The following is a 14,180-nucleotide window of genomic DNA, read 5'->3' on the forward strand; positions in this document are numbered from 1 at the left end:
GAAACAGGCCATTGAACGTCATAAAAAATTTTGGAGAGTGTCATGAGTAATGTTCGCGCTAATTTGAGTCTGCTGGATGGGTTCATTGCCCATAACCCTGATTTGGGTGATCAGTTTCTGGATATGCTGGTTAATTGCCGCGACGAGCTGCTGGAGTTGCGCAAGCAAAGCCCTAACCCTGATCAGCAGGCGCTTGGTCATGTCGGTAATCAGGCCGTGGGTTGCTTCATCAATCGATATGAGCGTAATGGTGGTAATGAAGTCCTCACACTAACTCTGCGTCACACGCTGGATGGTAACGTTCTGGAACAAGACTTAACGCTGACAAAGTTGTGTGGCCACTGGCGAGCCATTATCGCCTTAGAGGATTTTCCCGACATGGAAACCCCTGCGGGGGCGCTGTTTAAACTTTCTGACTGGCTGATGCGTTTAGGTCTAGCCGCGCAAATTGATGCTGCTACAGAACAACGAATGGAGGCGCTGACAGAATGAAATCCTATGATAATACTCAACTCAGCAATGCTGAGTTAGATGGAATACTATCCGGTTCTGTTGAGGGTGTTTACCCAACAACTCACGAAACACTGATGGCCCGTGAGCTTATATCACTTCGTGCACAACTGGCAGAGCTGGAGAAGCAAGAGCCGGCTGATTTTCGTTGGCGTTATCGCGCAGATAATCATTCAGGTGCCAGCGCGTGGACATATCTAACATGCGACAGGGCTGAGGATTTCATTAAGCAGATTACGAAAAAAGATAAGTGTGTTGAGTACGGATATGTATTCTCTCGCCCCGTTCCACCAGCCGCCGTAACGGCAGAACACCAGCGCGTCATTGGATTGCTAATCGGTGTTTGCGGGGCTGCGTTCGAGCTCGCTGATGATACCTGTCAGCAAGAGGTTGATGGTGAACCGTGCCACGTTGTCCCTGAGAACTCATTTTCGCGGCTATCCGATTGGCTGGATGAAATCGCGAACACGCTACCAGACCAATATGACGACCTCCCCAGCACGGTGCTTCAATGGGGAGCGGTTCCCCGTCACGCTTTGCGCTCGTTGCTCCAATCAGCGCAGAAGGACGGTGAGGCATGACAAGTACAGCCAAGCGGCAAACAGCGGTGCGTCAGCGCCGCCAGCCAACCGCCGACAACAGCGGCAATACAATCACTAAAGAGCAATGGACGCAGATAGCTGGAGAGCTTAAAAGCTACTTCTGTCATGTTGAGTTCAAGTATCAGGAAACGGTGATTACTGTCACGCGTGAGCGAGACGGCGAGAGTAAGACGGTTCTGTCGGTCTATTTCGACGGGGAAATGCGCGGAGGATGGGGGGATGAAAAAAGTGAGACTTACAACCCTATCACCCGCCTATTTTGGTGTGAAAAGAAACATCGCCTTTACTCAGCGAAGCGAGCAGCGCAAATCGAAAAGGAATTCGGAAAGCGTGCCGCCAAAAAATATTTCCCTGAACTGCATAAGACGATCAGCTATTGGTCACCGTATTTTACAGCCTCTACAAGCCTAATTCGCCAGTTCAAAAAAGCCGAGGGGCTAGTCTGGCTGCGTAAACCGGAGGCGGATAGTGACCAACCTTAACCAGAAACAGCAGGCAGCGGCGCGTAAGCGTCGCCAGCGTGCCAGACAGGCTAACGAGTTCGGGAAAAATCGGCTTGAACTGGTGTTATCCGATAGTGAATTGCAGATGCTGGAGGAGAACTGCAAGCGCCGCAATCCGGGGCGGGAGCCGTACAACAAGGCTGATTATGTCTCTCTGCTGATACTGTGCGATAACGAGCGCTTAGCGCGACAGGAGGCCGCGCTGGGAACTTGTGAACGTTGTAATGAAAAACTGCCTGCGGGCTGTGGTGGTTTGTTTTGCGGTGAGTCTGCGTGCTGGTTTATGCGAGATTCCCGTCAGTTGAATTTAACTGATGTGACCGGTCACGCTCAATTGAGTGATGAACATGGGGAGCAACAGCTATGAACATTCAGCAGCGCCGCATGATTGGCGCGATAAAAGCTGGTCAATCCGCGCTGGGCTGGGACGATGAGACTTATCGCAGTGTACTAGCTCGGCTAACGGGCAAGTCCTCATCGACCCTTTGCTCCATCACAGAACTTGAGAAAGTGAAGGAGTATATGCACCAGCAGGGCTGGCCGCGCAAAGCGAAAAAGCACGGTCGTAAACCCAGCGTTCCTGCCAGCAAGAAAACTGTACTCGGCAAGATTGAAGCGCTGTTAGCCGATGCCTCGCGCCCGTGGCAGTATGCGGAGACTATGGCGCAGAACATGTTTGGTGTACGATATATTGACTGGCTGGATATACAGCAATTAACCAAACTCATGCAAGCGTTGATCATCGACGCTAAACGTCGCAAAAAAGCCGAGGAATAATATGGAACTGGAGCGTGTCGCAGGGCTGCTGCCCGAAGTCGTTTTGCAAATCGCTGATTTGATCGGTTTTCCTGCGACCGCTCGGTTATTGGATAAATTCGGCGGCACAACGTTCCCAATCGGTAAAGGGCTACGTGCCCTGGGCGCACGTCGCGCAGAGCTGCTGCGCGAAACAATTGGCCCTGATAATGCTGCGCAGTTGGTTAAAGTTTTTGGGGGGAGTACGCTGTATTTACCGCGCTGTGACCGCGCCTTACGTGAATTACGCAATCAGCGCTTTCTCTCTGAATTCGCTGCGCTGCGCGAGAGCGGCACATCGGGTAACATGGCAATGATGCAACTGTGCCCCGTTTATGGATTCTCTGACCGGTTCGCGTGGGAGCTGGTTCGCGAGAGCAAAAACGCAGTAACGCATTCACAGCAAAGTCTTTTCTAAGGAAGGTAGAATGAAACTTAAGACCCTAAGTGCAATCATTTTTTGTGGGATTGCTTTTAGTTCTTCTGCTTTGGCTAACTACAAGCCGGAAGGTAATGAAAGCGCCGCAATCGCAGAAGCTGTTAAAGATGGTTATCAGGTGCAGCGGAATCTTGCTTTTAACTACAGTACGGGGAGAGGTAATCAAGGCGGTGCTGATTACATACCTAAAGATAGCGTTAAGGCTTGCGCTTGGCGGAAAATCTTACTTGTTTCAAACCCAGAGAAGATAGATAACTCTGACCCAATGAATGAGCGCCATGATTGCGGTAAGCTTAGCTTTAAGCAGGATGAGGATGTGTGGCGTGTAGTACACAAGTATTTACCGTTGATTAACAATGCAAAATCAAAAGGTGAGTACATGGTTGTAAAAGAGAATGACGAGCCGGTCGAATTACAAATCATTGATGTTCAATAAACCCACTGAACCCCTTCCTCTTATTAGCCTCCCCGCATAATTGAATACTGACCACCTCTTTCAATCGAGGTGGTTTCATGAACATTTTCAATAACAAAATCTTTCGCATTGCCCGTTTTAAACGCCTGCTTGGTTGGCAGTTGACGGCTATTCTGCTGTTGGTGCTCATCGGCCTGGTATCACCGCAGCAGCTTCCCGTTGTCATTTACAAAATCTCACTCATCACGTTAGCGGCCGTGCTGGGCTACTGGCTTGACCGTTCTCTGTTCCCGAAAGCGGGGCTGGCGCAATATCTTGAACACAAGCCTGATCTGATGAAAACCGGTATCTATCCCGTTAAATCAGGTTGTGAGCGTGTATTTGCCGCCGCACTGATACGCCGCGCAATTATCGTGGCTGCTGTCTGCCTGGCCGTGGCGATGGGGCTGTAACTATGGACTGGCCGCAAATTACCTGGATTGTGATTGCCTCGCTGGGACTGGGCGTTGAGCTATCGAAGCATGGACAGCCGCGTACAGGCACGCGTAATGCTTGGGTGCAGTTGTTCGCCACGTTGTTCGCTGCATGGCTGCTTTGGTCTGGCGGTTTTTTCGGCCACGCTTACGCCGCACAGCCTCCCGCTGCCGCTCAACAGTACCGTAGCGATGTGATCCGCAACGCCAGGCTAGATTGGGGTATCAATGCCCCCATTGCAGACTTTGCCGCGCAGTTGCACCAGGAAAGCGGCTGGAATCCACGGGCTGTCTCGCCCGTAGGCGCACAGGGGCTGGCGCAGTTTATGCCAGCCACCGCTGAGTGGTTTAGCCGCATCCTGCCTGAACTACGCACAAACCAACCGTTTAATCCCGCCTGGGCTATTCGTGCATTGACGAGCTATGACCGTTGGCTGTGGGAGCGCGTTAGCGCCCGTAACGACTGCGAACGCATGGCAATGACCTTATCGTCCTACAACGGCGGATTGGGCTGGGTGCAACGCGATCAGCGTCTTGCAACACAGCGCGGGTTAGACAGCCTACGTTGGTTCGATCACGTCGAAACCGTCAATGCGGGGCGCAGTGCCGCCAACTGGCGCGAGAACCGACACTATCCCGACCGTATTTTGCATCAACTGTCTCCGCGCTATGTGACATGGGGAGGCCGTAGCTGTGCTGAAACTATTTAGAGCCTATTGGCCGCACATCCTGATCATCGCCGCTGTTGCAGCGTTCGGCTACAACATCGGCCACATCATGGGCAAGAACGCAAGGCAAACCGAGCTACAAACAACCATCACCTACTTATCAGCAGATAACCGGCTGAAAAACGGGCAAATCAAGGTTTACGAAAATGATAAGCGCATCGCAGCAGAACAGCATGTCGCCGCGTTGCAAAAAGCGATAGCCGATGCAGACGCCCAACGCCAGCGTGCGGATCAACTGGCGGCTGAGCTGCTGCAAGTCAAAGCCGAACTCAGCAAAACCAAAACCCAGCTAAAAAGGAAAATTCCCGATGCTATTAAAACGGATGGCGCTACTTTTACCGGTATTGGCCCTGACAGCCTGCGGCTCTACCGCGCCAGTCTTGGCTACCCCGCTGATGATTTGCCCCAAGCCTCCGGCGGAGCTGCTGTATATCCCGCCGATGCCCTCGGCACCCGTCGCGGACTTTCCCCAGCCGGACTCCTTGAACACAGTGCCGATTACGGCGAGTGGTGCCTGATTCTGCGCGAGAACATGACGAAGCTGAATCAGTTTTACACGGAGCGCAACAAATGAGTATGGAGTGGGTGCTGGGTGTGGCGATGACGTTAGTTTCAGCGCTCGGCGGTCTGTTTATTCGTTCGATGCAAAAAGACATCATGGATTTAGAAACCGCAGTGGAGCGCATCAAAAACGATTACCAGCGTCGCGAAGACGCACGACGCGATCAAGATTCCGTGATGGATGCCCTGCGTGATTTGAAAAAAACGATTGAACGTATCGATAACAAACTGGACAGGAAGGCAGATAAATGAAGGCAAGGCAAAAACGGCGCGTTCGTCGCGTGGCAGCTGTATCCAGCGCGGACTCTGTAGCGCTGGCTGGCATTAAGAAGCGGCTCGATGCGTTGCAGGTTCCGACTGTGCAACTTGGCGGGCTGGATGAGATTTCAGTGCAACTGAATCGTATTGAAAAACGCATGGACAGCATCGAGGCCGCCGCCGTTCGCCAGGGCGCAATCGCGGGCGGTGTCGCCGGTGCGGTAACAGGTGGCCTGGTCACCACGGCAATTATGCTCATCAAAGCAAGGCTGGGGTACTAATGGCGCATCCGCAGGAGGTACGCGACAAGCTACGCCGCGCCTACATTTTCGGGCAGATGTCGCTTGAGATTGCGTCTGCGCAGGCTGGTGTAGCCTTTGCGACCGCACGGCGCTGGAAGAAAGACGCGCAGGACGCGGGTGATGATTGGGACAAGCTGCGTGCCGCGCATGTTATCGCCGGTGGCGGTCTTGAAGATATCGGCCGCGCCGTGCTCACAGGCCTGGTTACTCAGTATCAAACCGCGTTGGAGTCGCTAAACGGCACTGCGGAAATTCCACCGCGTGAACGCGTCGAACTGCTGGCGAGCCTGGCTGATGCTTTTAATAAGGCCACGTCGGCCAGCAAGAAAATCCTTCCAGAGACTAGTGAGCTATCTGTCGCGCTGGAGGTAATTCAACTGCTTTCGACATTCATCCGTGAGCGGCATTCAAAACACCTGGAAGCGTTCGTCAGCATTCTTGATGGATTCGGGGAAGAAGTGGAGAAGCGTTATGGCTGACAAATTAATCCGCATTAACAATGAAAACGCCGTAATGGCAAGTCAGATAACCCGTATAGAACGGGGCTGCTACGGCGATGTTTTCGTCTGGGCCGATGGGGTAAACACACTCTGCTACCGGGCTACGGCGAAGCCGACTATCAGGCCGAGACGCGCATTATCAATGAGATTAACGCGGCGTTAAGCGGGGATTAAGTGGCGCGTAAAAAGAAGCTGTCTACAAAGGATTTCGCTAAAGAACTGGCAGAATTGTCCGTAGCACTCAGACAGGTTATTGAGGCTGAATGCGTTGGCTTTGATCCACATCCCGATGAAGTAGCTTCCCGTCGAGAATGTGTGAATCATTCTGTATCGGGCTATGCATATTTTGTTGAAAACTACTTTCCTCACTACGTTCGGCATAAAGAACGTAGTGAATTGCATAAGTACCTTTTTACTCAGTTGCCTGAAACTGTTGCTAATTCTAGGGGAACGAATGTTGCTATTGCTGCGCCACGTGGTGAGGCTAAATCAACACTAGTCAGCCAGCTCTTTGTCTTGTGGTGCATTATCCGAGGCATTAAACACTATCCGGTCATTATTATGGATAGTATTGATCAGGCATATCCGATGCTTGAGTCGATTAAGTCGGAGTTACAGTTCAACCCCCGTTTAATTATGGATTTTCCTGAAGTGACGGGCGGTGGGCGCGTGTGGCAGATGGGAACCATTCTGACGAGAAATGACATTAAGGTTACCGTGGCTGGCTCTGGTAAAAAATTGCGTGGCTTACGGCATGGCCCATACCGGCCTGACCTGGTTGTTCTTGATGATATTGAAAATGATGAGAATGTAGAAAACCCTAAGCAACGAGACAAGTTAGATAACTGGCTGAAAAAAACAGTGTTGCCGCTCGGTGAAGCGGGCGGGAAACTGGATGTGATCTACATCGGAACCATCTTGCACTACGACTCTGTTTTGTCTCGCACGCTGAAAAATCCGCTATGGAAACGGAAGAGACTTAAGGCCCTGATAAAGTGGCCGGTAAATATGTCGTTGTGGGATACGTGGGAAGAGATCCTTATCAATAACGAAGAAGACGGTGAGGAACTGGCCTGGAAATTTTACTGTGACCACAGAACCGAAATGGACGAGGGCTCAGAGGTATCATGGGCCGCTCGTCCACTTTACGAGCTGATGCTTATCCGTGCTCGCGATGGTCACAGCACATTTGATTCCGAATACCAGAATGACCCCGTCAGTGGTGAGAACGCCCCGTTTGCTGGGTGTATTCAGTTTTGGGTTAATCGCCTTAACGAGTGGGTGTTTTTTGGGGCTTGCGACCCTAGCCTGGGCAAAGCCGGTGCCAGCCGCGATCCTTCGGCTATCTTAGTGGGCGGTTTCAATCGCCATACCGGCATTCTTGATGTTGTAGAGGCCGCTATACGTAAACGGCTCCCAGATAAGATTATTTCAGATGTTATTGAATATCAGCGGCAATATCGCTGTTTTATCTGGTCTGTTGAAGCTGTTCAGTTTCAAGAGTTTTTGCGCTCGGAGCTTGTGAAACGCAGCGCAAAAGCTGGGATACCTGTACCGGCTCGCGCTGTAACCCCACACAGCGACAAGCTGCTGCGTATCGAGTCTCTACAGCCACATATGGCAAACGGATTAATTCGATTACATCCGAGCCAATCCACATTGATAGACCAGCTCCGGCATTTTCCAATGGCAGATCACGATGATGGCCCTGATGCGCTACATATGTTGTGGGCGTTGGCCGTATCTGGTGTCAGTTCTTTTTCTTTTACTCCCGCTCCCCGTCGTAATTCTGATGACCGGGGCAGTAGATTTGGCTCAGGAGGCTGGTAGTTTATGGCTCAGATTGTTGATCAACATGGTCACCCGCTGAACCGCGAGGTATTGAAATCCCCGCAGACAGCGCGGGTTGCACAGATAGCGCGGCATTTTCCAGAACATCCGTCCCGTGGTTTGACGATTCGCAGACTGCCGCGCATCCTTGAAGCCGCAGAGCGTGGCGATTTGGCTGCGCAAGCTGACTTGTTCGAAGACATGGTCGAGAAGGATGGGCATATTTTCTCTGAGATGGCGAAGCGTAAAAACGCGCTGCTGGGGCTGGACTGGAGTATCGAGCCTCCACGGAACGCAACAGAAGAAGAGAAGAGTTTAGCGGCGATGGTGGCTGAATGGATGGATGATATTCCCGATTTTGAGGACATTATTCTCAATGCGGCGGAGGCCATCGGACACGGATTTTCAGCGCAGGAAATTGAAAAGTGGGAGTTTGAGGAAAATATCTGGCTCCCTGCACAAATCAAGCTGCGCCCGCATCGCTGGTTCTGCACGAACCCGGAGATTGACGACGCAGTGCGTCTGTCTGACGGCAGCATGAATGGCTCGGAGCTATGGCCGTTCGGCTGGCTGGTTCACACTCATAACGCTAAATCGGGCTATGTTGCGCAGTCCGGGTTATACCGTGTGCTGGTCTGGCCGTATTTGTTTAAAAACTACTCGGTGCGTGATTTTGCTGAGTTTCTGGAGATTTACGGTTTACCTGCTCGCGTTGGGACATATATGGAAGGGTCTTCCGATGAGCAGAAAGACGCGTTGTTGCACGCCCTCGTGACGCTCGGCCATAACGCCGCAGGTATTATCCCGATGGGCAGTGACATCAAATTTGAAGCCGCCGCTGAAGGTCAATCCGATCCGTTTATGGCGATGATAGATTGGTGCGAAAGGACTGTATCGAAAGCCGTTTTGGGCGGAACGCTCACAAGCCAAGCTGACGGTAAAACCTCGACGAATGCGCTCGGTAATGTTCATAACGACGTGCGTAACGATATCCTTGTCGCCGATGCGAAACAGCTGCGCGGCTTTTTCTCGAACATGATCCAGATGTTGCTATCAATAAATGGCTATCAGGTGAGTCGCCGTCGATTGCCTAAATTCATTTTTGATACCAGTGAGCTGGAGGATATCGGCACGTTCTCTACCGGCGTGTCTACGCTCGTCCAAGCTGGGATGAAATCTATCCCGGTTTCGTGGATACACAAAAAAGTCGGCATCCCTGTCCCGCAGAATAACGAGCCGGTGCTCGAAGCTGCGCCGCGCCCGTCGCTGGCAGGGCTATCGACTTCACCCTATCGCGGATTTGCAGCGTTAAGTGTAGTACCTGGCGAAATAAGCGACCCGGCGCAATCGGCACTCGATAGCGCACGCTCAACGCCGGAAGCGATTAACGACGCGATGCAGGCGCTGATTGCGCCACTGGTAACCGCATTACAGCAGGGGCAAACGCCGGACGATGCGCTGGATATCATTGCTGCCAGTTATCCTGCGTTGGATGATGCGCAGCTCCAGCAGCTGCTTTCTCAAGCATTGTTTGTCGCTGATGTGTGGGGGCGACTGAATGCCGACACCTAACGATGTCAATCTGGGGTATGCCATTGGTCTTAAACCGGAAGAAGCTATCCGCTATTTTGAGTCAAAAGGCTATGCGATTGGCTTTAATTGGCATGACGTTGAAGCCCGCACACATGCCACAGCGTTCACTGTTGCAGGTGTCCTCAAGCAAGACGTGCTAGCCGATATCCGGGGTGGATTGGATGCGGCGTTGAAGAATGGCGAAACCCTTGAACAGTTCCGGCGTCGATTAACGCCCGTTCTTGAGCAAAAAGGCTGGTTGGGTAAAGGGCTGAAAGCCGACGAGGACGGCGTGCTCGAAGGGAAAAAGCTCACCCCGCGCCGTCTGAAAACCATTTTTGAAACCAATATGCAGGCGGCGTATAACGCGGGTCGCTACGAAGAGCAGCTTGCTAACGCTGAATTTCGCCCCTATTTAGAGCGAGTGGCCGTCATGGATACCCATACGCGGCCTGTCCATGCACGGCTCAATGGTTACACGGCAAGAATTGATGACCCTGTGTGGCGATTTATGTATCCACCTGACGGTCATGGGTGCCGCTGCCGTGTTCGTGCGCGTTCTCAGGCCGATATTGATCGCCTGAAAATCACTGTCCAGCACAGTGAGATTATCGAAGTTGAACAGGCATGGGGGCCGAATGATTCGCGTATGGTCAAGGCGATCAAGTGGAACGGCGAACTGTATACGCCTGACGCTGGTTTCGGTCACAATCCTGGTGAGGGTTATCTAGCATCCCTCGGTCAGCGACTGTTGGAGCGTTCCGCAGTCGCTGACCCACAGCTCGCCGCGCTGGCCGTTCGTCAAACAATGGGTAATGAAACGCTGTTAACGGCCGTTTCAACGGATGTTAACGCGTTCGTTAATAACACGCTGCTGAACAAGCAAGCACGCGGCCAGCTCCGGCACGTTGGCGCATTACCGCCGCAAGTGGTTAATCGTCTGGCCGAGAAAGGCGTCGCCGTTGAGTCATCTGTTATCACGTTGACAGATGAAAACCTGCTGCACGCGATTAGAGACAGCAAGGACGCACAGCTTCCCGAATCGCTGTGGCAACGTCTGCCGGAGTTTATCCTCAACCCTAAAGCCATTCTCTACAATACGCAGAAAGCTGATGCGGCATTAACCTACGTTTTAGATTTACCGGACACCTCCGGCAAACTGGTCGTGTTTATCGATCGGGAGCTAAAAGCCCGGCCGCCAGAGGGCGGGAAGAAAGAACGGATAAAAACCAACCTGATACGAACGGGAAAAATCCTGGCGAATGACGAGTCGCTGAGAAACAAAGGGATTAACGAGGTGCTATGGGGGAGTCTGGATTAAGCGGCGGGATGACAGCGCCGGACTCGAACCGGATCATACTCAACACTCGTGGCGTAGTAGCAACCGTTACCCATTGGAAACAACTCTCATCCACCGCACCTTAAGTATAGGGTAATTTATGTACGAAATAAAATATGACATTACCGATTTTGAGCGAGGGCTGGGTGAGCTGATTAGCCGCATAGAACACCGTCAGCCGTTGATGCGCGAGATGGCCGCAGCGATGCATGATGCTGTCGAAGAAAATTTCGCACAGCAAGGTCGCCCCGCCTGGGCGGGGTGGAGTCCTCGCTATGCAAAAAAACGCCAGGGCGGAAAAATACTGCAAAAATCCGGGCGACTGGCGGCGAGTATCAGTGAGTACAGCGACAATGATAGTGCCACTGTCGGAACTAACGTTGTCTATGCGCGTATTCACCAGGAGGGAGGGACGATCAACATACCAGCCCGGAGCCAGCGGGCTTACTACAAAAAGAATGCGGATGGCCGTGTTGGTAATCGGTTCGTGAAAAAATCCGAGTCAGATTCTTCTCGGTGGAACACGATGGGCGAGTATAAAATCACTATCCCTGCGCGTCCGTTTCTGCATCTTACTGAATCGGATGTCGAGGGAATGGAGAACACTGCGGCTGAATATTTAAAGCGCGTGATTGACTGAAAGCCTGGCTTCATAAAAACGACGCTGAGCGCGTTTTAGTTGTTTCATCATGCCATTACCGCCCCTTGCACGATTGAGGGGCTTACAATGCGATTTAAACGGGGTTTAAATGCGGTCATATCGGTTGCCGTTGCCATGATTTGTGTTACAAGATAAAAGAGCGTTATCCCCACCCTACAATTACCACTGAACCCCTTCCTCTTATTCGTTGATTTACGTGCTGCCATTCTGGTTGCATGAAAAAGAAATTACTCGTCGCTGCCCTGGCAGCAGAAATCAATAAAGCCTCACTCGGCATCATCCAGTTGTTTCCGGCTGGCGAGTTCCGGGCGCGTGATGGCCGTCCTACAGAATGCCCCGCATGGATTATGACGGCTGAGGTCGCGCAGGCATTGATCGCCGCCGCTGACGCGCAACTGACCCCGTATGTCATCGATTACGAACACCAGACCCTACGTGCAGCAAAGAACGGCAAGCCCGCCCCAGCCTCCGGATGGTTCAAAACGCTGGAGTGGCGCGAAGGCGTCGGCTTGTTTGCCGTCGATGTGATTTGGACAGACAGCGCCGCCGCGATGATTGCTGACGGCTCTTATCGATTTATTTCCCCCGTTTTTTCTTACGACAAGTCAGGCCGTGTCTTGCAGCTCCTGCACGCGGCACTCACGAACACCCCCGCCGTTGACGGTATGGATGAGGTCATGCTTGCCGCAGCCTCGCTTCTCGCCGTCACATCATCAACCCAAGAGGACACTATGGACGAACTACTGGAGCGTCTGCGCTGGATGCTGAATTTACCTATCACAGCAACCGCAGAAGACATTACCGCCGAGCTAAATAAGCTCATTGATCAACTGGCATCGGCAACCGCAGGCACAGCGGCAGCATCATTTAACACGTTGTCTGCTAACCCGTTCAGCCTGATTGACAAGCTGACAGCCGATGCCGCCAGCGTTGCGGCGCTGACTGCACAGGTCGCTAATCCCGACCCCGCTCAGTGGGTTTCTGTCGATGTGATGCAGCAATCCGTCACTGAGGCATTGGCAACAGCGAATAACAATACAGCCGCACTGGCGCAGCAGCAATGCGCGGAGTTGATCACCGCTGCACTGTCTGATGGCCGTCTGTTACCGGCACAAAAAACGTGGGCTGAATCCCTGGCGAAATCCTCCCCGGACAGCCTGAAAACGTTCCTGGACAACGCGCCAAAAATCGCGGCGCTGACCACCACCCAAACTGGGGGCCAACCGCCCGCAGGTGTAAAACCAAAAACCGAAATTGAAACCGACGCTGACGGCGTGGTCGATATCGCTATCTGCAACATGATGGGCGTTGATCCGGCTGAAGTCGCCAAATTTGTAAAAGGAGAAGGAAATGAGTGATCGCGATACGCAGCACCGTGACGCACAGCTATTCCCCGTTCCGGTGGCAGCATCTACTGAAATCTTTGGCGGTCACATGATTGCCGCTAATGCTGCTGGTTATGCCGTTCCTGCGACGGCCACGGCTGGACAGATCACCCTCGGCGTCAGTGACGGCTGGGTTGATAACAGTGCAGGGGCGAACGGCAGCGCTGACGCACTAGCTCGACGTGGCCGGGCGTGGCAGTTCGTCAACCATGCTGCCGATGCGGTAACGCAGGCTGACGTGGGTAAAGACTGTTTTGTCGTTGACAGCCAGACCGTCGCCAAAACCAGCAACACCAATGCCCGCCCAGTCGCGGGAAAAGTTCAGGCGGTCGGCAGCGACGGCGTCTGGGTTCTGATTTAAGGAGAAACACCGTGTTAGTGAATGTAAAAGTTGTTAAAGCGATTTTCGTTAACCTGAAAACCACCTTTCAGAATGCGTTTACCCAAACGCCGTCTGACTGGAAAAAGGTGGCGATGGTCGTGCCATCAACGGGTAAGGAAAACGATTATTCCTGGTTGTCGCGCTTTCCCAAAATGCGCGAATGGGTGGGCGACAAGGTCATTAGATCGCTGGCCGCGTTTAATTACACCATCCGCAACAAGGACTGGGAAGCCACCGTCGAAGTTGATCGCAATGATATCGAAGACGATCAACTGATGGGCTACGCCATCCAGGCGCAATCGGCGGGCCAGTCTGCCGCAGAGCTGCCCGCCGACATTGTGTTTGCGCTGGTCAGCGATGGCTTTACCAACCTGTGTTATGACGGTCAGCCGTTCTTCGATACTGACCACCCCGTCAAAGGGATGTCTGTGTCGAACAAAGGCACGAAAAGGCTCTCTACTGCCAGCCTGGCTGCCGCACAGGCCAGTTATGGTGCAGCACGTAAAGCCCTGCGCAGCATGAAGGATGAGGAAGGCGCGTCGCTCAAAATTCTGCCCGGTCTGCTGGTTGTTCCGCCCGCGCTGGAGGATGAGGCCAACTACCTGATGACCGCCGACCGCTTCCCGGATAACACACCGAACCCGTACAAAGGCACGGCGGAAGTATTGGTCGTCCCCGAACTGAAAACCGATACCGAGTGGTTCCTGTTCGACACCAGTAAGCCAGTTAAGCCGATTATTTACCAGGAGCGCAAAAAGCCGGACTTCGTTGAACAGACGGACTACAACAACGACAACGTCTTTATGCGTAAGAAGTTCCGTTTTGGTGCAGAAGCCCGAGCAAATGGCGGCTACGCGTTCTGGCAGATGGCGTATGGCTCAACAGGGGAGGCAGCATAATGCCAATTCAAATTACCGCCCGCAGC

General features: G+C 52.7%; 20 protein-coding genes. All 20 read left to right on the forward strand.

Annotated features, from left to right (window positions below):
• Positions 1-42: 42 nt before the first annotated feature.
• Positions 43-492 (forward strand): hypothetical protein, encoded by a 450-nt coding sequence (locus tag AB8809_RS03005; protein WP_349854630.1) that lies wholly within the window; start codon positions 43-45, stop codon positions 490-492.
• Positions 489-1,091 (forward strand): hypothetical protein, encoded by a 603-nt coding sequence (locus AB8809_RS03010; protein ID WP_349854628.1) that lies wholly within the window; start codon positions 489-491, stop codon positions 1,089-1,091. Before AB8809_RS03005 ends, AB8809_RS03010 begins: the two co-directional genes overlap by 4 nt.
• Positions 1,088-1,594 (forward strand): hypothetical protein, encoded by a 507-nt coding sequence (locus AB8809_RS03015; protein WP_349854626.1) that lies wholly within the window; start codon positions 1,088-1,090, stop codon positions 1,592-1,594. Before AB8809_RS03010 ends, AB8809_RS03015 begins: the two co-directional genes overlap by 4 nt.
• Entirely contained in the window at positions 1,581-1,982 is a 402-nt protein-coding gene (locus AB8809_RS03020) for a hypothetical protein (protein WP_349854624.1), read from the forward strand. The genes AB8809_RS03015 and AB8809_RS03020 overlap by 14 nt, the downstream gene beginning before the upstream one ends.
• Positions 1,979-2,392 (forward strand): regulatory protein GemA, encoded by a 414-nt coding sequence (locus tag AB8809_RS03025; protein WP_349854621.1) that lies wholly within the window; start codon positions 1,979-1,981, stop codon positions 2,390-2,392. The genes AB8809_RS03020 and AB8809_RS03025 overlap by 4 nt, the downstream gene beginning before the upstream one ends.
• A 1-nt stretch (position 2,393) precedes the next feature.
• Positions 2,394-2,828, forward strand: coding sequence for a Mor transcription activator family protein (locus tag AB8809_RS03030; RefSeq protein ID WP_349854619.1), 435 nt, complete (start codon positions 2,394-2,396; stop codon positions 2,826-2,828).
• A gap of 10 nt (positions 2,829-2,838) precedes the next feature.
• A complete protein-coding gene (locus AB8809_RS03035) occupies positions 2,839-3,285 on the forward strand; it encodes a hypothetical protein (RefSeq protein WP_102118938.1) in 447 nt (148 codons plus the stop codon).
• 77 nt (positions 3,286-3,362) lie between these two features.
• The gene (locus AB8809_RS03040) at positions 3,363-3,716 is read left to right on the forward strand and encodes a putative holin (protein WP_349854617.1); all 354 of its coding nucleotides are present in this window, start codon (positions 3,363-3,365) and stop codon (positions 3,714-3,716) included.
• A gap of 2 nt (positions 3,717-3,718) precedes the next feature.
• Positions 3,719-4,447: a transglycosylase SLT domain-containing protein gene (locus tag AB8809_RS03045; protein WP_349854615.1), complete on the forward strand. Its 729-nt coding sequence runs from the start codon at positions 3,719-3,721 to the stop codon at positions 4,445-4,447.
• Positions 4,431-5,039: a hypothetical protein gene (locus tag AB8809_RS03050; protein WP_349854613.1), complete on the forward strand. Its 609-nt coding sequence runs from the start codon at positions 4,431-4,433 to the stop codon at positions 5,037-5,039. The genes AB8809_RS03045 and AB8809_RS03050 overlap by 17 nt, the downstream gene beginning before the upstream one ends.
• On the forward strand, positions 5,036-5,278 hold the full coding sequence (locus AB8809_RS03055) for a hypothetical protein (protein WP_349854611.1): 243 nt from the start codon (positions 5,036-5,038) through the stop codon (positions 5,276-5,278). Before AB8809_RS03050 ends, AB8809_RS03055 begins: the two co-directional genes overlap by 4 nt.
• Positions 5,275-5,565 (forward strand): hypothetical protein, encoded by a 291-nt coding sequence (locus tag AB8809_RS03060; RefSeq protein WP_349854609.1) that lies wholly within the window; start codon positions 5,275-5,277, stop codon positions 5,563-5,565. The genes AB8809_RS03055 and AB8809_RS03060 overlap by 4 nt, the downstream gene beginning before the upstream one ends.
• Positions 5,565-6,065, forward strand: a complete 501-nt coding sequence (locus AB8809_RS03065; protein ID WP_349854607.1) for a DUF1804 family protein — start codon at positions 5,565-5,567, stop codon at positions 6,063-6,065. The genes AB8809_RS03060 and AB8809_RS03065 overlap by 1 nt, the downstream gene beginning before the upstream one ends.
• A 195-nt stretch (positions 6,066-6,260) precedes the next feature.
• Positions 6,261-7,916 (forward strand): phage terminase large subunit, encoded by a 1,656-nt coding sequence (gene terL, locus AB8809_RS03070; protein ID WP_349854605.1) that lies wholly within the window; start codon positions 6,261-6,263, stop codon positions 7,914-7,916.
• A 3-nt stretch (positions 7,917-7,919) separates the two neighbouring features.
• Positions 7,920-9,488, forward strand: coding sequence for a DUF935 domain-containing protein (locus tag AB8809_RS03075; protein ID WP_349854603.1), 1,569 nt, complete (start codon positions 7,920-7,922; stop codon positions 9,486-9,488).
• Positions 9,475-10,809, forward strand: a complete 1,335-nt coding sequence (locus AB8809_RS03080; RefSeq protein ID WP_349854601.1) for a phage minor head protein — start codon at positions 9,475-9,477, stop codon at positions 10,807-10,809. The genes AB8809_RS03075 and AB8809_RS03080 overlap by 14 nt, the downstream gene beginning before the upstream one ends.
• A 118-nt stretch (positions 10,810-10,927) precedes the next feature.
• Positions 10,928-11,467 (forward strand): phage virion morphogenesis protein, encoded by a 540-nt coding sequence (locus tag AB8809_RS03085; protein ID WP_349854599.1) that lies wholly within the window; start codon positions 10,928-10,930, stop codon positions 11,465-11,467.
• Positions 11,468-11,703: 236 nt separating this feature from the next.
• Entirely contained in the window at positions 11,704-12,846 is a 1,143-nt protein-coding gene (locus AB8809_RS03090; RefSeq protein WP_349854597.1) for a phage protease, read from the forward strand.
• The gene (locus AB8809_RS03095) at positions 12,839-13,234 is read left to right on the forward strand and encodes a hypothetical protein (RefSeq protein WP_349854595.1); all 396 of its coding nucleotides are present in this window, start codon (positions 12,839-12,841) and stop codon (positions 13,232-13,234) included. Before AB8809_RS03090 ends, AB8809_RS03095 begins: the two co-directional genes overlap by 8 nt.
• Positions 13,235-13,245: 11 nt before the next feature.
• Positions 13,246-14,154, forward strand: coding sequence for a Mu-like prophage major head subunit gpT family protein (locus AB8809_RS03100; protein ID WP_349854593.1), 909 nt, complete (start codon positions 13,246-13,248; stop codon positions 14,152-14,154).
• The last annotated feature ends 26 nt before the right edge of the window (positions 14,155-14,180 follow it).

The organism is Pectobacterium aroidearum, assembly GCF_041228105.1.
Lineage (GTDB): Bacteria > Pseudomonadota > Gammaproteobacteria > Enterobacterales > Enterobacteriaceae > Pectobacterium > Pectobacterium aroidearum.

Excerpts from the sequence above, each read along its gene's own strand:
- AB8809_RS03025 (WP_349854621.1), top strand. The coding sequence starts at position 1,979 with ATGAACATTCAGCAGCGCCGCATGATTGGCGCGATAAAAGCTGGTCAA.
- AB8809_RS03035 (WP_102118938.1), top strand. The coding sequence starts at position 2,839 with ATGAAACTTAAGACCCTAAGTGCAATCATTTTTTGTGGGATTGCTTTT.
- AB8809_RS03095 (WP_349854595.1), top strand. The coding sequence starts at position 12,839 with ATGAGTGATCGCGATACGCAGCACCGTGACGCACAGCTATTCCCCGTT.
- AB8809_RS03065 (WP_349854607.1), top strand. The coding sequence starts at position 5,565 with ATGGCGCATCCGCAGGAGGTACGCGACAAGCTACGCCGCGCCTACATT.
- AB8809_RS03085 (WP_349854599.1), top strand. The coding sequence starts at position 10,928 with ATGTACGAAATAAAATATGACATTACCGATTTTGAGCGAGGGCTGGGT.
- AB8809_RS03055 (WP_349854611.1), top strand. The coding sequence starts at position 5,036 with ATGAGTATGGAGTGGGTGCTGGGTGTGGCGATGACGTTAGTTTCAGCG.
- AB8809_RS03045 (WP_349854615.1), top strand. The coding sequence starts at position 3,719 with ATGGACTGGCCGCAAATTACCTGGATTGTGATTGCCTCGCTGGGACTG.
- AB8809_RS03030 (WP_349854619.1), top strand. The coding sequence starts at position 2,394 with ATGGAACTGGAGCGTGTCGCAGGGCTGCTGCCCGAAGTCGTTTTGCAA.
- AB8809_RS03075 (WP_349854603.1), top strand. The coding sequence starts at position 7,920 with ATGGCTCAGATTGTTGATCAACATGGTCACCCGCTGAACCGCGAGGTA.
- AB8809_RS03090 (WP_349854597.1), top strand. The coding sequence starts at position 11,704 with ATGAAAAAGAAATTACTCGTCGCTGCCCTGGCAGCAGAAATCAATAAA.
- AB8809_RS03010 (WP_349854628.1), top strand. The coding sequence starts at position 489 with ATGAAATCCTATGATAATACTCAACTCAGCAATGCTGAGTTAGATGGA.
- AB8809_RS03015 (WP_349854626.1), top strand. The coding sequence starts at position 1,088 with ATGACAAGTACAGCCAAGCGGCAAACAGCGGTGCGTCAGCGCCGCCAG.
- AB8809_RS03005 (WP_349854630.1), top strand. The coding sequence starts at position 43 with ATGAGTAATGTTCGCGCTAATTTGAGTCTGCTGGATGGGTTCATTGCC.
- AB8809_RS03080 (WP_349854601.1), top strand. The coding sequence starts at position 9,475 with ATGCCGACACCTAACGATGTCAATCTGGGGTATGCCATTGGTCTTAAA.
- AB8809_RS03060 (WP_349854609.1), top strand. The coding sequence starts at position 5,275 with ATGAAGGCAAGGCAAAAACGGCGCGTTCGTCGCGTGGCAGCTGTATCC.
- AB8809_RS03040 (WP_349854617.1), top strand. The coding sequence starts at position 3,363 with ATGAACATTTTCAATAACAAAATCTTTCGCATTGCCCGTTTTAAACGC.